This is a genomic window from Paraburkholderia sp. BL6669N2, from assembly GCF_003387275.1.
Classification (GTDB): Bacteria; Pseudomonadota; Gammaproteobacteria; order Burkholderiales; family Burkholderiaceae; genus Paraburkholderia.
The window spans coordinates 4,530,501-4,549,403 of record NZ_QUNA01000002.1 but is presented as its reverse complement, the minus strand read 5'-3'; the positions used below and the strand labels follow the sequence as shown (position 1 = coordinate 4,549,403).

Sequence of the window (18,903 nt, the reverse complement as noted above, 5' to 3'; positions counted from 1 at the left end):
ATTCGCGACGGCCGCTACGCGTTGCGCAGGTTCCTCAACGTCAAGCGCGCTTCCAGACCGCCGCCGGAACGGTTGTGCAGCGTGAGGGTCGCGTCCATTGCCATGGCCAGTTGCCGCGCGATGGCAAGGCCGAGCCCCGTGCCGCCGGTATCGCGATTGCGTGACGCTTCGAGCCGGTAGAACGGCTCGAACACCGCTTCCAGCGACTCCGCCGGTATGCCGGGGCCGCGGTCGAGTACGGCGATCGCTGTCTCTCCGCTCGGCAAACTGGCCGCCGTGATCTCGGCCGCGCCGCTGAATTTCAGCGCGTTGTCCACCAGGTTGCCGAGTATGCGGCGCAAGGCTTGCGGACGCGTCACCAGCGAATCGCCGAGCCGCCCTTCCAGGCTGACCGCCTGACCGGCGTCGACATAATCGCAGACGAGACTGTCGAGCAGTGCGTCGGGGTCCACGCGGCACGGCACTTCAGTCGCGCCATGCAGCGTGCGCGCGTACGTCACGCCCTCCTTCACCAGGCTTTCCATTTCCTGCAGATCCTGGCGAAGCTTCGCGCCCTGCGCGTCGTCGTCCATCACATCGACGCGCAGGCGCATGCGTGTGATCGGCGTTTGCAGGTCGTGCGAAATCGCCGCCAGAATCTGCATGCGTTCGGTCATATAGGTGGCGATGCGATCCTGCATCGCGTTGAAGGCGCGCGCGGCGCGCGACACTTCCGACGGCCCGTCCTCCGGCAGGCGCGCCGCCTTCAAATCCGGGCCGAGCGTATCAGCCGCGAGCGCCAGCTGATGCAATGGACGCGTGGCGAGCCGCACCGCCAGCCAGCAACACGCCACGAGCACCGCCAGTTGCAACGCCAGCACGAGCGGCAGCCAGCGCGACAACGGCGCGCCCGACATGGGGCGCATGTCGATGGTCAGCGGCGTGCCGTCGCTCAATTGCAGATGAACCTGCAAGCGTTCCTTGTCGCCGGGAACGGCATTCACCGTGAGCGGATATCGCGTGCCGATGCCGTCCGCGATGGACTGCGCCACACGCTCGGACAGATGCGCATCGATCGGGCTGCCGGCTATGCCCGGACCCAGGATGAACTCGTAGCTGCGCCGCGCGAGCCGTGGCAGCCACTGCGCGCGTTCGTTCGGCGGCAGATGATCGAGCAGCGCCACCGAACTGCTCACTTCGCGCTCGATGTAACCCATCATCACGTTGGTCATGGTCTGGTCGCGCTCGGTCAGCGTGAGCCAGAACGACAAGGTCTGCGCCAGCGCGAGGCCGACGAACAGAATCAGCGCGAGCCGCGCGAACAGCGTGCGCGGCCAGTGCAGCCAGGACCAGCGGGTCATTGCGGATCCCCGATGGCCGTCACCGCCGCGGAAAACACGTAACCCTCGCTGCGCAGCGTCTTGATGTAACGCGGCTCGCGCGCGACATCGCGCAAGCGTTGACGCAGACGGCTCACCATCAGATCGATCGAACGGTCGAACTGATCGGCCTGGCGGCCCTGCGTGAGATTGAGCAGTTGATCGCGCGTCAGCACCCGCTGCGGATGATCGAGAAACACGCGCAGCAAGCGGTACTCGGCGCCGCTCAGCGCGACCATGGTGCCTTCGGCGTCCAGCAGATGACGCGCGGTGGTGTCGAGGCGCCAGTCGCCGAACGCCAGCATCGGCGCCGATTCGGTCACCTGCATGCCGGGCGGCAGCATGCGCGCGCGCCGCAGTACGGCGCGGATGCGCGCCAGCAACTCGCGCACGGCGAAGGGCTTGGGCAGATAGTCGTCCGCGCCCATTTCCAGTCCGACGATGCGGTCCGCCTCCTCGTTGCGCGCCGTCAGCATCAGTACCGGCACAGCACGGAATTTGCCGGCGCGCAGTTCGCGGCACAGCACCAGACCGTCCTCGCCGGGCATCATCAGATCCAGCACGATTAGATCGGGCGCGCCCTGCTCCAGCGCCGCGCGCATCTGGCGCCCGTTCGCCGCGAGCGACACGCGCATGCCGTTCTTCTCGAGATAACCGGCCAGCAATTCGCGGATGCCGCGGTCGTCGTCGACAATCAGTACGTGATCGATGGTTTCCATCAATGCATCATCTCTTTTGGCGTTTCAATTTCACCCGGCTCGCAACCATCAATGAACACTGCACCGGATGCGCCAGTTCGGCGGCAAGGCCGCCGGTCAGGAAGACGGCGATAGCCAGCAGGCGTTTCATGCGTCCTCCAGCACGGAGAGGCTCGCGCCGTCCGCGACTCCGGCTTCCAGACTATACGGATCGACGCCTTCCAGGCAACCGATGTTGACTCGCCACAACTGCGGGTCTTTACGCGTCTGATGAAACGGATAGATGCCGCAATGCTTGCAGAAATAGTGCCGGGCCACCCGCGTGTTGAACTGGTAGAGCGTCAATGAATCTTCGCCGCTCAGGATCTTCAACTCGCTTGCCGGGAACGGCGGCGTCATCAACGCGCCCTTGCGGCGGCACAGGCTGCAGTTGCAGCGGCCGGCCGGGGTGACCGGGCTACGCACTTCGAATTTGACGGCCCCGCAATGGCAGGATCCTTGCAGCAAGTCGGCGCTCATGGTGCTCTCCGTGTTTTGGCAATGCCTGCTTTATAGCCTGGCTCGCACGCGGATTTGTGTCGCAGTGTATCTGGACCTCGTACAGATACACAACATTGCACCCGCGCGGTTTGGGCGACACATGCCAGATACCTGTGGACGCTTCAATACGGTCATTCGCGGCCGATACGCGAACTGCCGTTTTTAGCCTCTTCCTGAAGGACACTGACATGCTCTCCGCCTCCAAGATCAAAACGCTCGCCGTCGCAAGCGCGCTCGCCGCCGCGGCCGCGAGCGGCATTGCCGCTTTCGCGGGGTCGCCCGAACCGGTCGCGCCCGGCCTCGCAGCCAACGCGGCGGCGCCCGAATTCACCGGCATTTCGCAGTGGCTCAACAGCGATCCGCTCACGTTGCAGCAATTGCGCGGCAAGGTGGTGCTGGTCGATTTCTGGACTTACACCTGCGGCAATTGCATCAACACGCTGCCTTACGTGAAAAGCTGGAATCAGAAATACAAGGACCAAGGGTTGACGGTGATCGGTGTGCATACGCCCGAGTATCCGTTCGAGCGCGATACCGACAACGTGAAAACCGCCATCAAACGCTTCGGCATCACTTATCCCGTCGCACAGGACAATCGTTATGCGACCTGGAACGCGTACAACAATCAGTACTGGCCGGCGTTCTATCTGCTCGACAAGCAGGGCCGCATTGTCTACACGCATTTTGGCGAAGGCGACTATGCGAAAACGGAAGCGAAGATTCAAGCCCTGCTCGCGCAACAAGGATAAACGCGGGTTCGTATCGGCATGTATCCGCGGATTCCGGCGATACGCAGCATTGCAATTCGCCGCTTTCGCGACACACGCCCGATCGTTGGTCACGCAGCTTGAGTGGTTCGCGCGATGAGCGTTTGCACGGCGCGAAGGTCCGCGGCCGAGGCCGGCGCAAAGACGACCATGCTCAGACCTTCGCCGCCATCTACGGCGAAGGCCGAATACTCCAGCGTGATCGGGCCGGCCTGCGAGTGGCGCAGACGCTTCATGCCGATCCAGTGACTGCGCACGTCGTTCTCCGCCCATAAGCGGCGGAAGTCCGCGCTGCTCGCCTGCAGTTCGACGACAAGCGCCGCAGCTTCCGCAGACCCGCCGATACGCGCGATATCGATGCGAAACACCGCGAGCGCGGCACGCGCGCTTTCCTCCCAATCCGGCTGGCTTTCACGCACGGCCGGCCCGCCGAACAGACGTCTGAGCACGTTGCGCTCGCGCGCCGGCACCGCGGCGTAGTCGCCGAGCACCGCGACCGCGGCCGCGTTCCAGGCCACCACGTCCCACGTCGGCGTCTTCACGATGGCGGGACTGCTCGGCATGCCATCGAGTACTCTCTGCAATGCCGGCGTGACTTGCTGCGGCGCGAACGGGCCAAGCGGCGGCGGTCGCTGTTGCGCGAGCAGGAACAGCATCTCGCGGCCCGCCGCGTCGAGTTCCAACGCACGCACGAGCCGTTCAATCACCTCGTTCGAGGGCAGGCCGCCACGCCCCTGCTCCAGCCATGTGTACCACGCGACGCTGACGTTAGCCCGCGCCGCCACTTCTTCGCGCCGCAAACCCGGTGTACGACGCCGGCTCGGCGCGTCCGGTGCCGGTTGCAAACGTGAGCGGCGATCGCGCAGAAAGCCGCCCAATGAAGTGCATGCAGCGCCGAGTGGATCAGGCGGGGTGTTGACGGGCATAAGGGATCTCGACAATTTTCTCTTGCGTCGGATCCGTGTCATTGCGCCGACGCTACTGTCGATACTCTAGCGCGAATGGAAAATGGAAGCCTGAATGCTGCCGGGCGTGCGCCAGCTTGCTCTGCGTAGGCGACAACCTAGTACTCGACGAGAATCGTCACGCGACGATTCGCTGCGCGCGCCGCTGCGTCATCGCCGATGATCAGCGGGAAATTGTCGGCCCGGCCGATCGCTGCCATCCGGTGCGCTTCGATGCCTTTGTCGGCGAAAAAACGAACCACCGCGCCGGCCCTCGCGGAAGACAGCTCCCAATTGGATTCGTATTTCGCCGTGGAAATGGGCACATTGTCTGTATGCCCTTCCACGAGAATGTTGTTCTTCGATCGCTCGCGCAGCACGCCGGCAATCTGATTCAACACGTCGAATGAGTCCGGCAATAAACGCGCATCGCCAGAATTGAATAGAATTTTTGCGTTGATGGCGATCTCCACGCCCTGGGCCGCGTTCGAAATCGTAATCTGGCGGTTGTCCCGCAGCGGCTCCAGCAGAGAAAGGAGCTGCTTCTTCGAAACATCCGGCGTGGCGGACGCCGCTTCCGTCACCACGTGGCGCTCCAGGGCCTTGATTTCGAGTTCTCTCGTTTTGGCCAATTGCAGCACGTAGAGTGCGAGGAACAACACCATCAACGTGGTGATGAGGTCGGAGTAAGAGATCAGCCAGCGCCCGGATTGCGCCTCGCCTTCATCGGCGGCGTCGTAGCCCGTTTTGTCCGCCATGAGGCGCTTGTTACCCGAGGAGGTGTTCATATCCGAAAAGTTTGCACCCGAGATTATGTGTGATTGCCGTCGAAGCACACTAGCCCAGCAACTCGGCCGATCTTTCCCGCACATCACCCGCGAGCCGCGTCTCGATGGTGTGAGGCGACTCCTTGCGCGAGATCGCGAGCAAGCCGTCGAGATATAAACGCCTGAAACGCAATTCGCTGTCCACTTGCGCCCGGATCTTTCCATACAACGGCAGAAAGACCAGATTCGCCAAAGCAAGGCCGTATAGCGTCGCAACGAAAGCCACGGCGATACCTTGCCCGAGTTGCGCGGGCTCAAGCATATGACCGGTCACCTGAATCAGACCGAGCACCGCGCCGAGAATACCGAACGTCGGTGCGTAACCGCCTGCCTGTTGCCAGATCCGCGCGGCCAACATGTGATTGCGCTCATACGCATCCAGTTCCCGTTGCAAGGCGTCTTCCAGCACGGCCGTCGAAACACCGTTTGCCAGCAACTCAAGACCTCGCTTGGCAAATGGATTGATGCCGCCCGCCTCGATCGACTCGAACACCAGCATGCCGTTCAACTTCGCCTGATCGCCCCATTCGAGCAGAACTGACAGACTCTCGCGATCGACCTGCCGCGCTTTCACGAAAGCAAGGCGCAGTTGCTTGATGCCGTCGAAAAACCTCGCCCAGGTGTTCTGAATCATCACTGCACCGAAGGTGCCGCCCAGAACGATGACGAACGCCTCCAACTGAAACAGCGAAGTAAAGTGGCCGCCCTCGAGCGAGAAACCCGCGACGATCGCCGTCACGCCGAACACCGCGCCAAATAGCGTCAACAGATCCATATGTCCTCTCGAATGGCCGGCCGCGACTTCGAACCTCGAAGCCGATACGGCCTGCCGTTTGCGTGCTGCGCGTCAGGCGCCCAGATTGGAAAGCGGCGCAGCCATGGCCGCCGGAGCTTTGATCGTTCGCACGATCTCGAGAAAGCGTTCTTCGATCTCGGCGACTTCGAGCGGATCGATCTTGATCTCGCGACGCATGACCCACGAGACTTCTTTCTTTCTCGCTTCGGTCATTACCGAAAGCAGCCGCTCGCCGACCGGTTGACCCGTCATGGCGGAAAGCAGTTTTGCGAGGTCGTATGTGTCGAACGCGCTCACCGCTTCGAACAAGGTTCGTTGGTCGACATACTCCAGATCGTCGAGCGACTTCAGGTCGCTCAGACCGCGGGTATTGCGGCGCGAGAAATAGCTAATGCCTTTCTCCTCGACGTAATTCAGCACCTTGGTCTTGCGAAACGCAAAAAGGTCTTCCGCGATTTCCGCGTGGGAGAGTTTGTTGAGAATCACCTTCTTTTCGACGCCGATCAGGGCTTCCAGGTCGTCCAGTTCGATCAGTTCCAGTTCGCTGCTAATGGAGAGATCGAGATCGTGGTCCGCCACCTGTTGGGCACGCTCGGTGATTCGCACGGGATCGAACGTGACCAGTTGCCGGCTCGTTGCACCGTCCTGCGCGGAATAGCGTGCCGAGGCGGTGCTCGGGCGATCGGACCGGCCGGGTTCGAGCGACACGAGGTTGAGTTTCTCCATTCGCTTGAGCATGGCCATTACATGCGGACGCGAATGGCCGGCGATGGCATGACACTTTCTGATTACGTCGGGCAGCGGTACCGAGAACTCCTCGCCTTGCGCGCGACGCATGCGGCCGTCCAGCCTGTCGGCGTTCTCGCCGCCGGCCATCAAAGAAAGGACGTGTGCATAGGAGACGACACCCGGCAGAAAGTCAGCGTGCGTATTGGTGGCAAGGACGTCGTCCTTCTTTTTTATCCGCCGGATCAGCGTGCGTACGATATGGCGAAGCAATGGCGAGACACGCTCGAGTTCCGCCTCCACCACGTTCGCCGCGATGACGGTCAACTGGCAGAAGCTCAGTGCTTTCGCGGTGTGCGCTCGTGGTTCGGGCGGCAACAAAGCCGCCTCGCCAAAAAACTCACCTTTACCCAGCGTCGCGAGAATCACCTTCTTCTCGTCGCACTGGGTGGAGATTTCGACTTTGCCATCCGCAATGACGTAGACGACGGCGTCGCCCGCGAAGCCTTCGGAATAGATGACTTCACCCGGAGCCGCTGTGCGCGACCATGGCGATCGTTGGTGATTCAAGATGATTCCCCCGAAGAGCGATTTCCTCGTCAGCGCTTGCCGTGCAGAAGCCTCGCGCATGTCCGATGGTCCTGATTATTTGACTGGATAACGACATGCAAAACGCAAAGCTTTAATAAATGTAATCGTCAGACTTAATCGCGCAAACGTTTGGGAGCCTGACTGGATAAGGCTTTGCGCGATGCCGGCTGTTTCATTTCATGGCAGAAGCACCAGCCGCCGGCGCGCTAAACGTTCAGGAAAATGTAAGACTCAAATTTTTCTTCACAACCGCGAAAAAATTTGGAATAAGCGGAAACCCGATGTGTTCGCCCCTACATGACAGCAACAAACGCTGCACGGCAGTGACGAAACAGGCATGTACACGCGACTCTCATTGCAAGCGGGTCATGTAGGTGGACAAGCAAAGACGTAGCTTCGCTCAATTCGCAAGGCATCTTTAATCTCTAACTAGTTAGGCATCCAAATGAAAAGCAAACTTTCCATCATTCTCTCGCTGATCGTTCTTGCTTCGGCAGGTTTCGCTACGCAAGTCTCAGCGAAAGAACATGTGCACACGAACACGCAGCAGTGTGTCGGCCCCGCAGGTTTCTGCACCCCGTACTTCGGCAGCTAAATCAGCATACGTTCCAGGCAATCGTTGCCTCTCAACTCATCGCATTTAAAGGAATTTTTATCATGAAAAAAGCTCTCGTTTGTTTCGCTCTCGCCATCGGCACGTTGGCCGCTCCTGTTCTGAGCTTCGCACAATCGAACGGCCCCGTCACGCGCGCTGAAGTGCGCGCCGATCTGGTGCGCCTCGAACAGGCTGGCTACAACCCTTCGCGTGGGGATGACGCCGATTACCCAGCGGCCATTGAGGCTGCCGAAGCAAAGGTCGCCGCGCAGACCGCTCCGCAATCGACGCAGTCGTCGTATGGCGGCATGGCGCAGAACGGCGGGTCTTCGTCCGGTATGCGCAAGCACGCGTCGACCGATTCCAGCTGTGTCGGCCCCGTCAGTTTCTGCAATGTCTTCTTCGGCAGCTGAATGACACGTATCGGGAATCCTGTTTCTCGCTTCATATCAACAGGATTCCTACTTTTATCAAGCGATTCGAAATAATTTTTCAAGAAAAATTTCTTACCTAAAACCGGAGTGTGTCATGAAAGTTTTGCCCTTCGTCGCTACGGCGTTGTCGTTGTCTGCCGCCCTTTTCGCCTCGACTGCCGCGATGGCACAAGACGCCAAGCCGCAGACCGCGCCCGTCCACAATATTGTTCTCGTACATGGCGCATGGGTGGACGGTTCCGGCTGGAAGCCGGTCTATGACAGACTGACCAAGGACGGTTATCACGTCACCATCGTGCAGGAACCGCTGACCTCGCTCGACGACGACGTCGCCGCAACGAAACGCGTGCTAGATCAGGAGAACGGCCCGACGATTCTCGTCGCTCACAGCTACGGCGGCTCGGTCATCACCGAAGCCGGCGTGCATCCGAACGTCGTGGGTCTGGTGTATGTCGCCGCGCACGCGCCGGCCGTCGGCGAAGATGAAAGCGATCTTGGCAAGGGTATGCCGAGCTATACATCAAAGCAACCGGGCGCGATCATGAAGACCGGCGACGGATACACTTACCTGAATCCCGCGGATTTCCCGAAGGATTTCGCTGCCGATCTGCCGCTCAAGCAAGCGCAGTTCGAATCGCACTCGCAGATTTTGACGGCCGCGAAAGTCTTTTCTGCTCCGATGACAGTCGCTGCGTGGACGACCAAGCCGAGTTGGGGCATCGTGGCGGCCGACGACAAGATCATCAACCCTGATCTCGAACGCTGGTACTACGCACGAGCGCATAGCCATACGACGGTGATCCCCGGCGCGAGCCACTCGGTCTATGAATCGCGGCCGAACGAAGTGGCCGCGGTCATCGAAGACGCGGCGAAGCACGCGCAGTCTTGAACTGGCTTGTGGACGCTCCCGAGCGATTCGAAGAGCTTTTTCTAATCCGGTAATCGCTGCCCGCCACGCTGCTCTTAGAGCGTGTGTTAGGCACGTTGGGTTGGACCTGGTATCCTGGTGGCATGAAAAGAGCGGACCGCAAAGGGTATCCGAGTGATGTATCCCACGAAGAGCGGAGCTTCGCGGCACCGTATCTAACGCTGATGGACGTCAGCGCGCCGCAGCGTAAATATGAAGATGGCATTGAATTGCAGGTGATCGAACTGCAGGAGGCAAAAAGGGCTTTGTCCTGCTGCCCCGGCGGTGGGTGGTCGAGTGCAGTTTGGGCGGCTTAACCGATTCCGCCGCCTCGCGCGTGACTACGGAAGGCTACCCGGAGCGAGAGCGCTTCTTCCAACCCTCGGCCCTACCAGCTATTTGCATCTCGTCCGGTCAATTCGTGCGCGAATGCACTTCCGTCCTCAAAGCCTGAACGACACGCTCGATCACCCCGTCCCAATCACCCGGTTTCTGCTGTCTGAAAAGTCGCGCCGACGGATACCAGGGCGAATCATCACGGTCCCTGAGCCATCGCCAGCATGCATCGAAACGGGACAGGATCCAGACTGGCCTGTCCAGCGCCCCGGCGAGATGAGCCGTTGAAGTGTCGACGGCGATCACCAGATCCAGACACTCGATGATCGCGGCCGTGTCTGCGAAGTCGGCCACTTCACCCATCGGATCGAGCGGACGAATAGCCGACGGAATGCACTCGAGTTGCGGGCGCGTGGTTTCGCCCACTTGCAGACTAACGAAGGTGACGTTCGGCACTTCAAGCAAAGGCATAAGGGCTTGCGCGTTGAGTGAACGACGACGGTCGGCTGCGTTCTCAGCAGCCGTGCCCAGTTTCGCTTCGCCGGCCCAGACCAGCCCGACCTTGAAGCCGTCGAGGCGCACGCGCCGCTTCCAGAGTGCCCGCCTTTCATCCGGCACGCGAAGATATGGCGTACCGGCAGGAATGCTGTCGACGGTTGTGCCAAAGCGAAGCGGCAGACTCATCAGGAAACACCAGTAGTCGTGGTCAGGAACATCGCGCACCAGGCCCGGCTCGATGCAGGCATCGACGCCCTTGATGCTTTCGATCAATGGCTGGAGCGCCGGATTGCAGATCACACTTAGACGAGTCAACCCAAGCCGTTTAAGCAAGGTCAAAAAACGGCAGAACTGCAGGAAATCGCCATAACCCTGCTCGTGCATCACGACAAGGGTCTTTCCCTGCAACGGTTCACCTTGCCACGCCGGAAAGTCGAAATCGGGAGGCATCGAAATCGCTTTGCCATCGACTTCGACCGTACGCGCCTCATACAGGCGCCAGCCTTCGTCAAAACGGCCCTCGCCCAGAAGCATTAGCGACAGATCCCATTGAGCGCCAACGTGATTAGGCTTGTGTTTGAGCACATGGCGGAACAGGGCTTCCGCTTCTCCAAAACGATTTTGTATCGTAAACGTATAGCCCAGCGCGTGGCAGGTCTCGATATGCGACGGAGCAAGCTCGTGCGCTCGCATCAACAGCGCCTGCGCCTCATCGAGCCGCTCCATGAGCAACTGCACGCCAAGGTTATAGAGAGACAAAGCGTGATCGGGGTTCAAGCGAATCGCAGTGCGTAGCGACGATTCAGCGAGTTCGGGTTGCGCCAGTGCCATGAGTGCCGCTCCCAGGTTGGCATGCGCCTCGAAGCAGGCAGGATCGATTGCCAGCGCTTCGCGACATGCCGCTTCGGCCTCTTCGGGTCGTTTTAATTTGAGGAGGGCCGCAGCCAATTCTGCATATGCGAGGGGAACCTGAGAATCAAGCCGGATGGCCTCGCGCAAACAAGATTCGGCTTCCTCGGCGCGCTCGTCCAGAAACATGAGCCTGCCAAGGTGACGGTATGTGGTCGCGCGCGTGTCATCAAGAGAAAGGGCGTGCCTCAACATTGTTTCAGACTCGGCAAGTTCTCCGGTTTCCATTAGCAAAACGCCGAGACTGACAACGGCTTCGACGAAATCCGGACGCAACTCCAGCGCGCGGCGCAGTGACGTTTTCGCATCACGCGCCGCACCCATTTCCATCAGCAGCAATCCAAGATTGTAGTGAGCTGTCACATAGCGCGGATCCACTACAATGGCTCGACGAAGCAAGTTTTCGGCATCGTCGACGCGCTGCTGGTCCAGCAATACGTTGCTGAGATTGGTTAGATAGATCGCATTCTCGTTGATGGAGATTGCATTACGCATCAGGTTCTCGGCGGCCACCAACTCCCCCCGCTCCAGTTCGATCACCCCAAGCAGATGTAGCGCATCCGTGTGATGGGGTTCGTGCTCGAGAATCTGCCGATAGCCTGCGGCGGCTTCATCTAGATGGCCAGCCTTTTGTGCCTCTAGCGCATTTTCAAAAATAGACATGCGTATTCTCGTTCAGATTTGTACGGTGGATTAGCAAACGGCAACGGGGTTGCGCTGAGCAAGGGAACGAGCGGAGCCCGTATTCTGCCTCGGCCCCGTTTTGAAAACTATCTGGAAATGTTCCCTTGATACGATCCGGCAGCGGTCGACGAAATCATGTTATTACTTCTTCCAAGGTTGAGCCTGTTGTTTGCCAATAACGTAATCTGATTACCATTGCCGCTTACTTGCGCTGATGCGGCTTTAAACGCGCCGCCTATCACGATCCCGCAACAACGCTCTCGCTTCCATGGGATCCGTCTGATTCAGCAGACTCGATAGAACATCACCCTTGAGTTGTGTTGACTGTTGCTCCTGATTTCCAAGCCAGATAGCAAAACGTTCTGCATCCATAGTGATGGCGTCGCTGCTAGCCGCCCGGAAGGATCCTTGACCATCTCGTACAGTTGCATCGCCTTCGACTGAGATGACGTTTCCGCTTCCAGAAATCGCCAGCGAAGTCCCGATTGCGCGCGAGCCAACAATCGTATCGCTGTTGGCGAGGTTCGACACGTTACCGGCATCGTTCTCCAAAACTGCGACATCCGAGAAGCCACGCAGACCTAAAGATGCCCACACGATGCGTAAAAAATTGTCTTTTTCCGCGAATAGAAATTTTAACCATTCCACAAAATTGAAATAACTTGCCTAATTTTAAGGTGACCCCGAAATTGTAGGGCCGCCTCAGCTATAGGCATATTTGCGATAGCCATTGCGTCGGTCGTTGGCACATAATGTAAGGCCTTTCTCTCTATCCGTCGCACTCATTTATGGAAGTCTTCGACGCCGCGCTCGCTGCGCATCGCAACGGTCGTTTGAGCGACGCCGAGCGCGGCTATCGCGCGCTGCTACAAGACGATCCCCGACACCCGGACGCACTGCATCTGCTTGGGCTGATTGTTTGGGCAAAAGACTCGACAACCGAAGCCGAGTGCCTGTTGCGCGAGGCCATCGCGATCCGCGAAGACGCAGTCTATCTCACCAACCTTGCCAACCTGCTAGCCGAATCAAGTCGCCGTCAGGAGGCCGAGTCGATGCTTCATCGGGCGCTCGCAATCGCGCCTTCATACGCACTAGCGCATTACAACCTCGGAACGCTGCTGGCGGAGACGAACCGTTTCGACGAAGCTGAGCGGGCATTGCGCAATGCGCTCGCCTGCGATGCCCAGCTACACGAGGCATGGACCAACCTCGGCAATCTGCTAATAAAGTGCGAGCGCCATACCGAAGCCGTCGACGCCTACCGCCGCGCGCTTCACCTCGATCCTGAAAGAGCCGCTGCGCATCGCGATCTGGGTATCGCCCTTACCAAAGCGTCCCGCTTCACCGAGGCCGAAGTAGCATTGCAGGATGCGATCCAACGTGATCCTCACTGTCCGGAGGCCCACGCGGACCTTGCTGCTGTCTATGTCCACACGCTGCGATGGATCGATGCGGAAACAGCGTGCCGCCGAGCTCTCTCGCTCGATTCCACGCATCTGAATGCACTCTGCAACCTGGCCAAAGTACTGTGTAAGACGGATCGACTCGAAGAAGCTGAAACGGTTCTTCGTCGCAACATCCTCACGGAAAGCGATGACCACGGCGCGCGCTCAGGCGACACGAACGACCATGCGTGCCCACAGCGCCGCGCACAGTATGCCGGCGCATTGCATCTGCTTGGTGTGGTCCTATTGGAACGCGGTGAGACCGACGAGGCGCAACAGCTGTTCCGATCCGCGATTTCAATCGACGCAAATGCGGTGTATCTGACCAGCCTCGGCGATCTGCTGGTTGAGAACCGGGGATATGACGACGCAGTCGACGCCTATCGCGCGGCAATGGCTCGCTCTCCTACGCATGCGGGGGCGCATCGCGGTCTGGGTGTAGCTTTCACTCACAAGAAAAGCTTCGCTGAAGCCGAGGCAGTCCTGAAGGAAGCGCTCAGACTCGAACCCGATTCAGCGGATACATACACAACGCTCGCCGCTGTTTATGCGCACACACGACGCTGGAACGATGCGGAGATGGCGTGCCGCCGCGCGCTTCAGATCGACGGTAAGCATCGGACCGCGCTGCACAACCTGGCCGGTATCATGTGTTATACCGACCGGGTCAGCGATGCGGAGAAGCTGTTTCGCGAGGCTATCGCGAGAGAGCCATACAACGCCAACGAGCGTTTCGGTCTCGGGCAGTTGTTATTATCGCAAGGTCGTTATGAAGAAGGATGGATGCTCAACGAGGCGCGCCTTTCACCAGACCATGAAACGCCGACAATACCGTGGCTCGATTTAACGTGTCCAAAGTGGGACGGCGAATCACTCGCCGGAAAGACGTTGCTGCTGGTTTACGAGCAAGGCTTCGGCGATTCCATCCAGTTCGCGCGTTACGTTCCACTACTGAAGGCACTGGGTGCGCGCAGCGTGAACATTATTTGCGAGGCGCCGCTCAAGCCACTGCTGCAAACTGTTGATGGCATCGATCATGTCTTCTTGCCTAACGAACATCGTCCGCAATTCGATTTCTGGGCATTTTTTATGAGCCTTCCTTTCCATCTTGGGACACGCATCGACACGATTCCTGATCGCCTGCCTTACCTGCGCACGCTGCCAGCGCGTGTCGACATGTGGCGCACACGTCTGCCCAAGCGGGGCCCGAAGATTGGTTTGGTATGGAAAGGCAGTCCGGCTAATGTGCGTGATGCACTTCGCTCGCTGCCGTCTCTGGCAACGCTGCGCCCACTTGCGGAGAACACAGGCGCCACGTGGATCAGTCTGCAAAAGGGATCGGGCGAAGCAGAGGCCGTCGACGCCCCGTTCGCAATCACCGCGCTCGGCCCACATATCCGCGATCTCGCCGATACGGCAGCTATCGTCGCGCAACTTGACCTCCTAATTTCAGTCGATACCGCGACGGTACACGTTGCGGGCGCACTGAATGTGCCGTGCTGGGTGCTGCTACCTTACGGCAGTCATGCCGACTGGCGCTGGCTGCGGGAACCTGAAGCCGCGTCGCCATGGTATCCAAACATCATGCGGCTATTCCGGCAGCACGCGGACGGCGATTGGGATGATGTCGTGAGCCGTGTTGGTTTCGCACTCGGCGAGTGGGTGGCAGCCTGGCAGAATCGCTCGCGGGAATCTCCGTGAATGATCGTGCGTCGAATGTGAGCGGATTCGCCTGTAGATGATTCGTGGCTGTTGGGCGCCACCTCCTGTGCATCCTTCCAATACTCACCGGCAGCAGAGCCGCCGCACAGGTCACGGGGTTGGAGACTGCAGCCGCATGTTCGGGCCATGGCCGTAAACACTGGTCTCACCCATGAACAGGGGCGCGCACAGTAGCAGAGCTTGCGCGTCAGGTTCAGCAGGTAACCGGGCAACACTCAAAGTGGCTTTTTCGGATCAGGGATACACGGGCGAAGACGCAGCACAGGCCGCACGTGATAAAGGCATTGAACTGCAGGTGATCAAACTGCAGGAGGCAAAAAAGGGGCTTTGTCCTGCTGCCCCGGCGGCGGGTGGTCGAGTGCAGTTTCGGCTGGCTTAACCGATTCCGCCGCCTCGCGCGTGACTACGAAAGGCTACCCGAAACACTTGCCGGGCTTCATTTCGTGGTCTTCACCATGCTCATGCTTGTTCACGCAGCACCACTCCAAAGTCCCTAACACGCTCCACGCTCTAGCGTGGCGATGCTCGTGGGCGCTCGATCCTCAAACGAAGATCGATTTTGCGTATCGCGCGAAGCATGCTACTGCACAGATATCCCAAGCGAAATTGAACTGACCACCGCAAAAAAAAAGCCCGCTTTCGCGGGCAACCCTTCTCAACACGACACACAACCACTTCAGCCCTTCGTCGCTCCAAACGTCAACCCAGCGACAAAATGCTTCTGCATCGCAAAGAACATCGCCACCGAAGGCAATGCCGCGAGAATCGATCCTGCCGAGACTAGATTCCACGCCGTAGTCCACTGCCCTTTCAACGCGGCTACGCCCACGGTAATCGGCGCGGCATCGTCACCTTGAGTCAGACACAGCGCCCAGAAGTAATCGTTCCAGACGAACGTGAACACTAAGATCGCCAATGCCGCGAGCGCCGGCCGGATCAGCGGCAGCACGATCCTGAAGAACACCGTCCATTCATTCGCGCCCTCGATGCGCGCCGCCTCGACCAGTTCGAATGGCAACTGCTTGATGAAGTTGCGCAGAAATAATGCGCAAAACCCGGTCTGAAACGACACATGAAACAGAATCAGCGCACTGACCGTATTGAACAGACCGAGTTGCAACGACAAATCCCGCACTGGAATCATCAACACCTGCACCGGCACGAAATTCCCTGCCACGAATGTCGCGAACAAAGTTGAATTGCCACGGAACCGGTAGATCGCCAAGGCGAAGCCGGCCATCGCCGCCAACGCAATCGAGCCCACCACGGCAGGCACCGTGATCAACACGCTGTTCCAGAAGTAATGCAGCATCGGCGACGTGGTCAGCGCCTCGCGATAATTATCGAACATCGCGAAGTGCTTCGGCCATCCCCAATAGTTGCCCTCGCTCAGCTCTTCTGTCGAACGCACGGACGTGACGAGCACGGCGATCATCGGCAGCAGCCAGATCAGCAGCGCGACCGGCAGCGTCAATTTGTAGATGCGGCGAGTGGCCGGCTTCCATTTATCGATGGGAATCGGAAACATGGTCGGCTCCTTATTGCTCGGCGCGCAGCATCCGCCGCAAGTGATAAACGATGTACACCAGCATGATGGCGAACAGCACGACCGCCACCGCCGCCGAATAGCCGATGCGGTAGTACTTGATCGCCTGGTCGTACATGTAATACGCGAGCACGGTCGAGCTTTCGAACGGACCGCCGCTCGTCATCACCGAGATCAGATCGAAACTGCGCAGCGCGCCGATAATCGTCACGACGATCGCCATGAACGTGGTGGGCCGCAGTTGCGGCAGGATCACATGCCACAGCATCGACCAGCCGCGCGCGCCTTCCATGCGCGCGGCCTCGATCTGCTCTGCGTTCAGCGAGGTCAGCCCGGTCAGATAGAGAATCATGCAATAGGCGGTTTGCGGCCACAGTGCCGCGAACACGATCCCGAACGTCGCATAGCGCGGGTCGCCGAGCACCGGCACGCCGTGGCCGAGAATCATCGCGAGCAGGCCGAAGGTCGGGTCGTAAAACCACGAGAAGATCAAACCGACCACCACGCCCGACAACACGAACGGCGCGAAGAATAGCGATTTGACGATACGGATGCCGGCCACCGCCTGATTCAGATACAGCGCGACGGCGAGTCCCATCGGCGGAGCGAGCAGGAACAGCAGTAGCCAGATGACGTTGTTCTTGAGCGCCGTATAGAACGTCTGCGCATGAAACAACTCGACGTAGTTCGCGAGTCCGACGAAAGACGGCTCACTCATCCCATCCCAGTTGAAAAAGCTCAGGCGGATGGTGGAGAGGATCGGCCACACCACGTAGATGGCCACCATTACGCAGGCCGGCGCGAGGAACAGAAAAGCGGCGCGCCGCTGCCGTCGCGCGGTGGGCGACGGCCCGCGCCGCCGCGAACTGGCCGGCTTGCCGCCGCGCACGGCGCCGCCCGGCGCGGGCAACCCCGGGCCGCCGGGTTCAGCATGACCGCCGACAGTGTGGCGGGTGACGGAATGCGACACAATCGTTCTCCTGTCGACCAGAGTTGGCGCTTTAGCGCCTTACTCTGGTCCCATGCAAAGCTGTCGACCAGAGTTGGCGCTTTAGCTGTCGAATGGAGTTCGCGCTTTAGCGCGTTACTCCAGTCCCATGCAGAGCACTTACTCTGGTCCCATGCAAAGCTGTCGACCAGAGTCGGCGCTTTAGCTGTCCGCTGGAGTTCGCGCTTTAGCGCGTTACTCCAGCCCCATGCAAAGCACTTACTCCGATCCGATATGCAATTCAACGCAACGAAAGGCGGCCTCGCGGCCGCCGCCGCTTACTTCTTGTAGATCCGCTTGCGCGTCTGCTCAAGTTGCGCGAGCACGTCGTCTAGCTTCGTGGGGTCGGAGATGAACTGCTGCATCCCCTTCATACCTTCGTCGGCCATTTCCTTGGTCATGTCGCGATCATAGAACTGCGCGATGCCGCCCTTGGTGTTCGCAAGAATCTGGAAGCCGATCTTGGAGATCGGATCTTCCGGTTCCGGCGACTTGCTGTTCGCCGACAGCGAGCCGAGTCCGGTCGCCAGCTTCGCGCCGATTTCCGGCGTCTCGACGAACGCAAGGAACGTATGCGCATCCGCCTTGTTCTTCGCCTTCGACGGAATATGCAGCGACTCCACCGGGCCGTCTTCAGCAGTCGGCACCTTTGCGTCGATGATCGGGAACTGGAAGTAGCCCATTTCCGGCTTCACGTTCGGCGGGAAACCCGCGGTGATGAACGTGCCCATCAGCATCATCGCGGCCTTGCCCTGGAACAGGAACGGCTGTACCGAATCGAGATCGTAGGAAAGCGAGTTGTCGATGAAATAGCCTGCATCGATCAATTGCTTCCACGTCGTGTAAACCTTCTTTACGCGCGGATCCGTGTATGGAATCTCGCCCGCCATCAGCTTCTGATGGAACGCGTTGCCGTTCAAACGCAGGTCCAGATAATCGAACCAACCTGCGAGCGTCCACGAGTCACGGCCCGCCACGGCGATCGGCGCGATGCCGGCGGCCTTCAGCTTCTTGCAGTCCTCGAGAAACTGATCCCATGTTTTCGGCTCGCCGTTAATGCCGACCTTCTGGAACAGATCCTTGCGATAGAACATGCCCCACGAGTAGTACACGGTCGGCGCGGCATACTGCTTGCCCTTATACGACGACGCCTCTTTGGTCGACGCATACATGTCGTTCCAGCCGTTCTTCGCCCAGTCGCCGCTCAGGTCTTCGAACAGGCCGCGCTGCGCGTAATAGGCCATGCGTTCGCCGTCATGCCAGTTGACGATGTCGGGCGCGACCGTGGTCAGCCAGCCGGGCAATTGCACCTTGTACGCTTCTTCGTCGACGAACGACACTTTCACGTCGATGCCGGGATGCGCCTTCTTGAAGTCGTCGATGACCGACTGCCAGACCGCGCGCTGGCTCGCGCCCTTGAACGCGATATTGGCGGTAAGCGTACCCGCCTGCGCCGTGCTGACCGCTGACGTCCCCACCGCCGCGGCGGCCAGCGCGAGTGCCAACAGAATCTTGCGTGGTTTCATTTTCATGTTGCCTGTCTCCTTGATTCCTTGATTTTGCGTCGTTGTCGTTACTGCATGGAATTTCAT

General features: G+C 59.5%; 18 protein-coding genes and 2 pseudogenes. 7 read left to right on the top strand and 13 right to left on the bottom strand.

What is annotated here, in order from left to right; translation table 11 throughout:
* Positions 1 to 14 precede the first annotated feature (14 nt).
* Genes B0G80_RS43020 through B0G80_RS43010 form a run of 4 tightly spaced genes read right to left on the bottom strand, consistent with a single transcriptional unit; the run spans position 15 to position 2,575 of the window.
* Positions 15 to 1,340: a HAMP domain-containing sensor histidine kinase gene (locus B0G80_RS43020; protein WP_116123544.1), complete on the bottom strand. Its 1,326-nt coding sequence runs from the start codon at positions 1,338 to 1,340 to the stop codon at positions 15 to 17.
* Complete coding sequence (locus tag B0G80_RS43015; protein WP_012426490.1) at positions 1,337 to 2,077, bottom strand: response regulator; 741 nt, start codon at positions 2,075 to 2,077, stop codon at positions 1,337 to 1,339. The genes B0G80_RS43020 and B0G80_RS43015 overlap by 4 nt, the downstream gene beginning before the upstream one ends.
* Positions 2,078 to 2,084: 7 nt before the next feature.
* Entirely contained in the window at positions 2,085 to 2,207 is a 123-nt protein-coding gene (locus B0G80_RS47610; protein ID WP_258879199.1) for a hypothetical protein, read from the bottom strand.
* Complete coding sequence (locus B0G80_RS43010) at positions 2,204 to 2,575, bottom strand: GFA family protein (protein WP_106277324.1); 372 nt, start codon at positions 2,573 to 2,575, stop codon at positions 2,204 to 2,206. The genes B0G80_RS47610 and B0G80_RS43010 overlap by 4 nt, the downstream gene beginning before the upstream one ends.
* Before the next feature lie 209 nt (positions 2,576 to 2,784).
* Here B0G80_RS43010 and B0G80_RS43005 point away from each other — a divergent pair, with 209 nt between their 5' ends.
* Positions 2,785 to 3,345: a thioredoxin family protein gene (locus B0G80_RS43005; protein WP_116123543.1), complete on the top strand. Its 561-nt coding sequence runs from the start codon at positions 2,785 to 2,787 to the stop codon at positions 3,343 to 3,345.
* Positions 3,346 to 3,434: 89 nt separating this feature from the next.
* Here B0G80_RS43005 and B0G80_RS43000 read toward each other — a convergent pair whose 3' ends face one another.
* From B0G80_RS43000 to B0G80_RS42985, 4 genes are all read right to left on the bottom strand, one after another.
* Positions 3,435 to 4,289 carry a helix-turn-helix transcriptional regulator gene (locus B0G80_RS43000; RefSeq protein ID WP_116123542.1) on the bottom strand — a complete coding sequence of 285 codons (855 nt, stop codon included), beginning with the start codon at positions 4,287 to 4,289 and terminating at the stop codon, positions 3,435 to 3,437.
* A gap of 137 nt (positions 4,290 to 4,426) precedes the next feature.
* Entirely contained in the window at positions 4,427 to 5,095 is a 669-nt protein-coding gene (locus B0G80_RS42995; RefSeq protein ID WP_116123541.1) for an OmpA family protein, read from the bottom strand.
* Positions 5,096 to 5,144: 49 nt separating this feature from the next.
* Complete coding sequence (locus B0G80_RS42990; RefSeq protein WP_012426485.1) at positions 5,145 to 5,909, bottom strand: flagellar motor protein; 765 nt, start codon at positions 5,907 to 5,909, stop codon at positions 5,145 to 5,147.
* 72 nt (positions 5,910 to 5,981) lie between these two features.
* Positions 5,982 to 7,226, bottom strand: a complete 1,245-nt coding sequence (locus B0G80_RS42985) for a Crp/Fnr family transcriptional regulator (protein ID WP_116123959.1) — start codon at positions 7,224 to 7,226, stop codon at positions 5,982 to 5,984.
* 466 nt (positions 7,227 to 7,692) lie between these two features.
* Between B0G80_RS42985 and B0G80_RS46310 the strand changes: the two genes are divergently transcribed.
* The 4 genes and pseudogenes from B0G80_RS46310 to B0G80_RS48375 all read left to right on the top strand — a co-directional run.
* Positions 7,693 to 7,842, top strand: a complete 150-nt coding sequence (locus B0G80_RS46310) for a hypothetical protein (RefSeq protein ID WP_181920190.1) — start codon at positions 7,693 to 7,695, stop codon at positions 7,840 to 7,842.
* Between the two features lie 62 nt (positions 7,843 to 7,904).
* The gene (locus B0G80_RS42980) at positions 7,905 to 8,255 is read left to right on the top strand and encodes a DUF4148 domain-containing protein (protein ID WP_116123540.1); all 351 of its coding nucleotides are present in this window, start codon (positions 7,905 to 7,907) and stop codon (positions 8,253 to 8,255) included.
* A 115-nt stretch (positions 8,256 to 8,370) separates the two neighbouring features.
* The gene (locus tag B0G80_RS42975; RefSeq protein ID WP_116123539.1) at positions 8,371 to 9,165 is read left to right on the top strand and encodes an alpha/beta hydrolase; all 795 of its coding nucleotides are present in this window, start codon (positions 8,371 to 8,373) and stop codon (positions 9,163 to 9,165) included.
* Positions 9,166 to 9,404: 239 nt separating this feature from the next.
* Positions 9,405 to 9,537 (top strand): annotated as a pseudogene (locus B0G80_RS48375) (transposase); the annotation flags it as partial.
* Between the two features lie 60 nt (positions 9,538 to 9,597).
* On the opposite strand, the gene B0G80_RS42960 reads toward B0G80_RS48375, so the two are convergent.
* Together B0G80_RS42960 and B0G80_RS45590 are read right to left on the bottom strand one after the other, a co-directional pair.
* Entirely contained in the window at positions 9,598 to 11,589 is a 1,992-nt protein-coding gene (locus tag B0G80_RS42960; protein WP_116123538.1) for a tetratricopeptide repeat protein, read from the bottom strand.
* A gap of 243 nt (positions 11,590 to 11,832) precedes the next feature.
* On the bottom strand, positions 11,833 to 12,258 hold the full coding sequence (locus tag B0G80_RS45590) for a hypothetical protein (RefSeq protein ID WP_147310000.1): 426 nt from the start codon (positions 12,256 to 12,258) through the stop codon (positions 11,833 to 11,835).
* A gap of 140 nt (positions 12,259 to 12,398) precedes the next feature.
* Between B0G80_RS45590 and B0G80_RS42955 the strand changes: the two genes are divergently transcribed.
* Positions 12,399 to 14,756 carry a tetratricopeptide repeat protein gene (locus B0G80_RS42955; RefSeq protein WP_116123537.1) on the top strand — a complete coding sequence of 786 codons (2,358 nt, stop codon included), beginning with the start codon at positions 12,399 to 12,401 and terminating at the stop codon, positions 14,754 to 14,756.
* 206 nt (positions 14,757 to 14,962) lie between these two features.
* Positions 14,963 to 15,274 (top strand): annotated as a pseudogene (locus B0G80_RS42950) (transposase); the annotation flags it as partial.
* A 179-nt stretch (positions 15,275 to 15,453) separates the two neighbouring features.
* On the opposite strand, the gene B0G80_RS42945 reads toward B0G80_RS42950, so the two are convergent.
* From B0G80_RS42945 to B0G80_RS42935, 3 genes are all read right to left on the bottom strand, one after another.
* The gene (locus tag B0G80_RS42945; protein ID WP_106277313.1) at positions 15,454 to 16,305 is read right to left on the bottom strand and encodes a carbohydrate ABC transporter permease; all 852 of its coding nucleotides are present in this window, start codon (positions 16,303 to 16,305) and stop codon (positions 15,454 to 15,456) included.
* A gap of 10 nt (positions 16,306 to 16,315) precedes the next feature.
* A complete protein-coding gene (locus tag B0G80_RS42940; RefSeq protein WP_106277311.1) occupies positions 16,316 to 17,293 on the bottom strand; it encodes a carbohydrate ABC transporter permease in 978 nt (325 codons plus the stop codon).
* A gap of 296 nt (positions 17,294 to 17,589) precedes the next feature.
* Positions 17,590 to 18,843, bottom strand: coding sequence for an ABC transporter substrate-binding protein (locus B0G80_RS42935; protein ID WP_116123536.1), 1,254 nt, complete (start codon positions 18,841 to 18,843; stop codon positions 17,590 to 17,592).
* Between the last annotated feature and the right edge of the window lie 60 nt (positions 18,844 to 18,903).

Bases quoted from the DNA above. Each gene is read 5' to 3' on its own strand.
- B0G80_RS43020 (WP_116123544.1), bottom strand. From the start codon at position 1,340: ATGACCCGCTGGTCCTGGCTGCACTGGCCGCGCACGCTGTTCGCGCGG.
- B0G80_RS43015 (WP_012426490.1), bottom strand. From the start codon at position 2,077: ATGGAAACCATCGATCACGTACTGATTGTCGACGACGACCGCGGCATC.
- B0G80_RS47610 (WP_258879199.1), bottom strand. From the start codon at position 2,207: ATGAAACGCCTGCTGGCTATCGCCGTCTTCCTGACCGGCGGCCTTGCC.
- B0G80_RS43010 (WP_106277324.1), bottom strand. From the start codon at position 2,575: ATGAGCGCCGACTTGCTGCAAGGATCCTGCCATTGCGGGGCCGTCAAA.
- B0G80_RS43005 (WP_116123543.1), top strand. From the start codon at position 2,785: ATGCTCTCCGCCTCCAAGATCAAAACGCTCGCCGTCGCAAGCGCGCTC.
- B0G80_RS43000 (WP_116123542.1), bottom strand. From the start codon at position 4,289: ATGCCCGTCAACACCCCGCCTGATCCACTCGGCGCTGCATGCACTTCA.
- B0G80_RS42995 (WP_116123541.1), bottom strand. From the start codon at position 5,095: ATGAACACCTCCTCGGGTAACAAGCGCCTCATGGCGGACAAAACGGGC.
- B0G80_RS42990 (WP_012426485.1), bottom strand. From the start codon at position 5,909: ATGGATCTGTTGACGCTATTTGGCGCGGTGTTCGGCGTGACGGCGATC.
- B0G80_RS46310 (WP_181920190.1), top strand. From the start codon at position 7,693: ATGAAAAGCAAACTTTCCATCATTCTCTCGCTGATCGTTCTTGCTTCG.
- B0G80_RS42980 (WP_116123540.1), top strand. From the start codon at position 7,905: ATGAAAAAAGCTCTCGTTTGTTTCGCTCTCGCCATCGGCACGTTGGCC.
- B0G80_RS42975 (WP_116123539.1), top strand. From the start codon at position 8,371: ATGAAAGTTTTGCCCTTCGTCGCTACGGCGTTGTCGTTGTCTGCCGCC.
- B0G80_RS42960 (WP_116123538.1), bottom strand. From the start codon at position 11,589: ATGTCTATTTTTGAAAATGCGCTAGAGGCACAAAAGGCTGGCCATCTA.
- B0G80_RS42955 (WP_116123537.1), top strand. From the start codon at position 12,399: ATGGAAGTCTTCGACGCCGCGCTCGCTGCGCATCGCAACGGTCGTTTG.
- B0G80_RS42945 (WP_106277313.1), bottom strand. From the start codon at position 16,305: ATGTTTCCGATTCCCATCGATAAATGGAAGCCGGCCACTCGCCGCATC.
- B0G80_RS42935 (WP_116123536.1), bottom strand. From the start codon at position 18,843: ATGAAAATGAAACCACGCAAGATTCTGTTGGCACTCGCGCTGGCCGCC.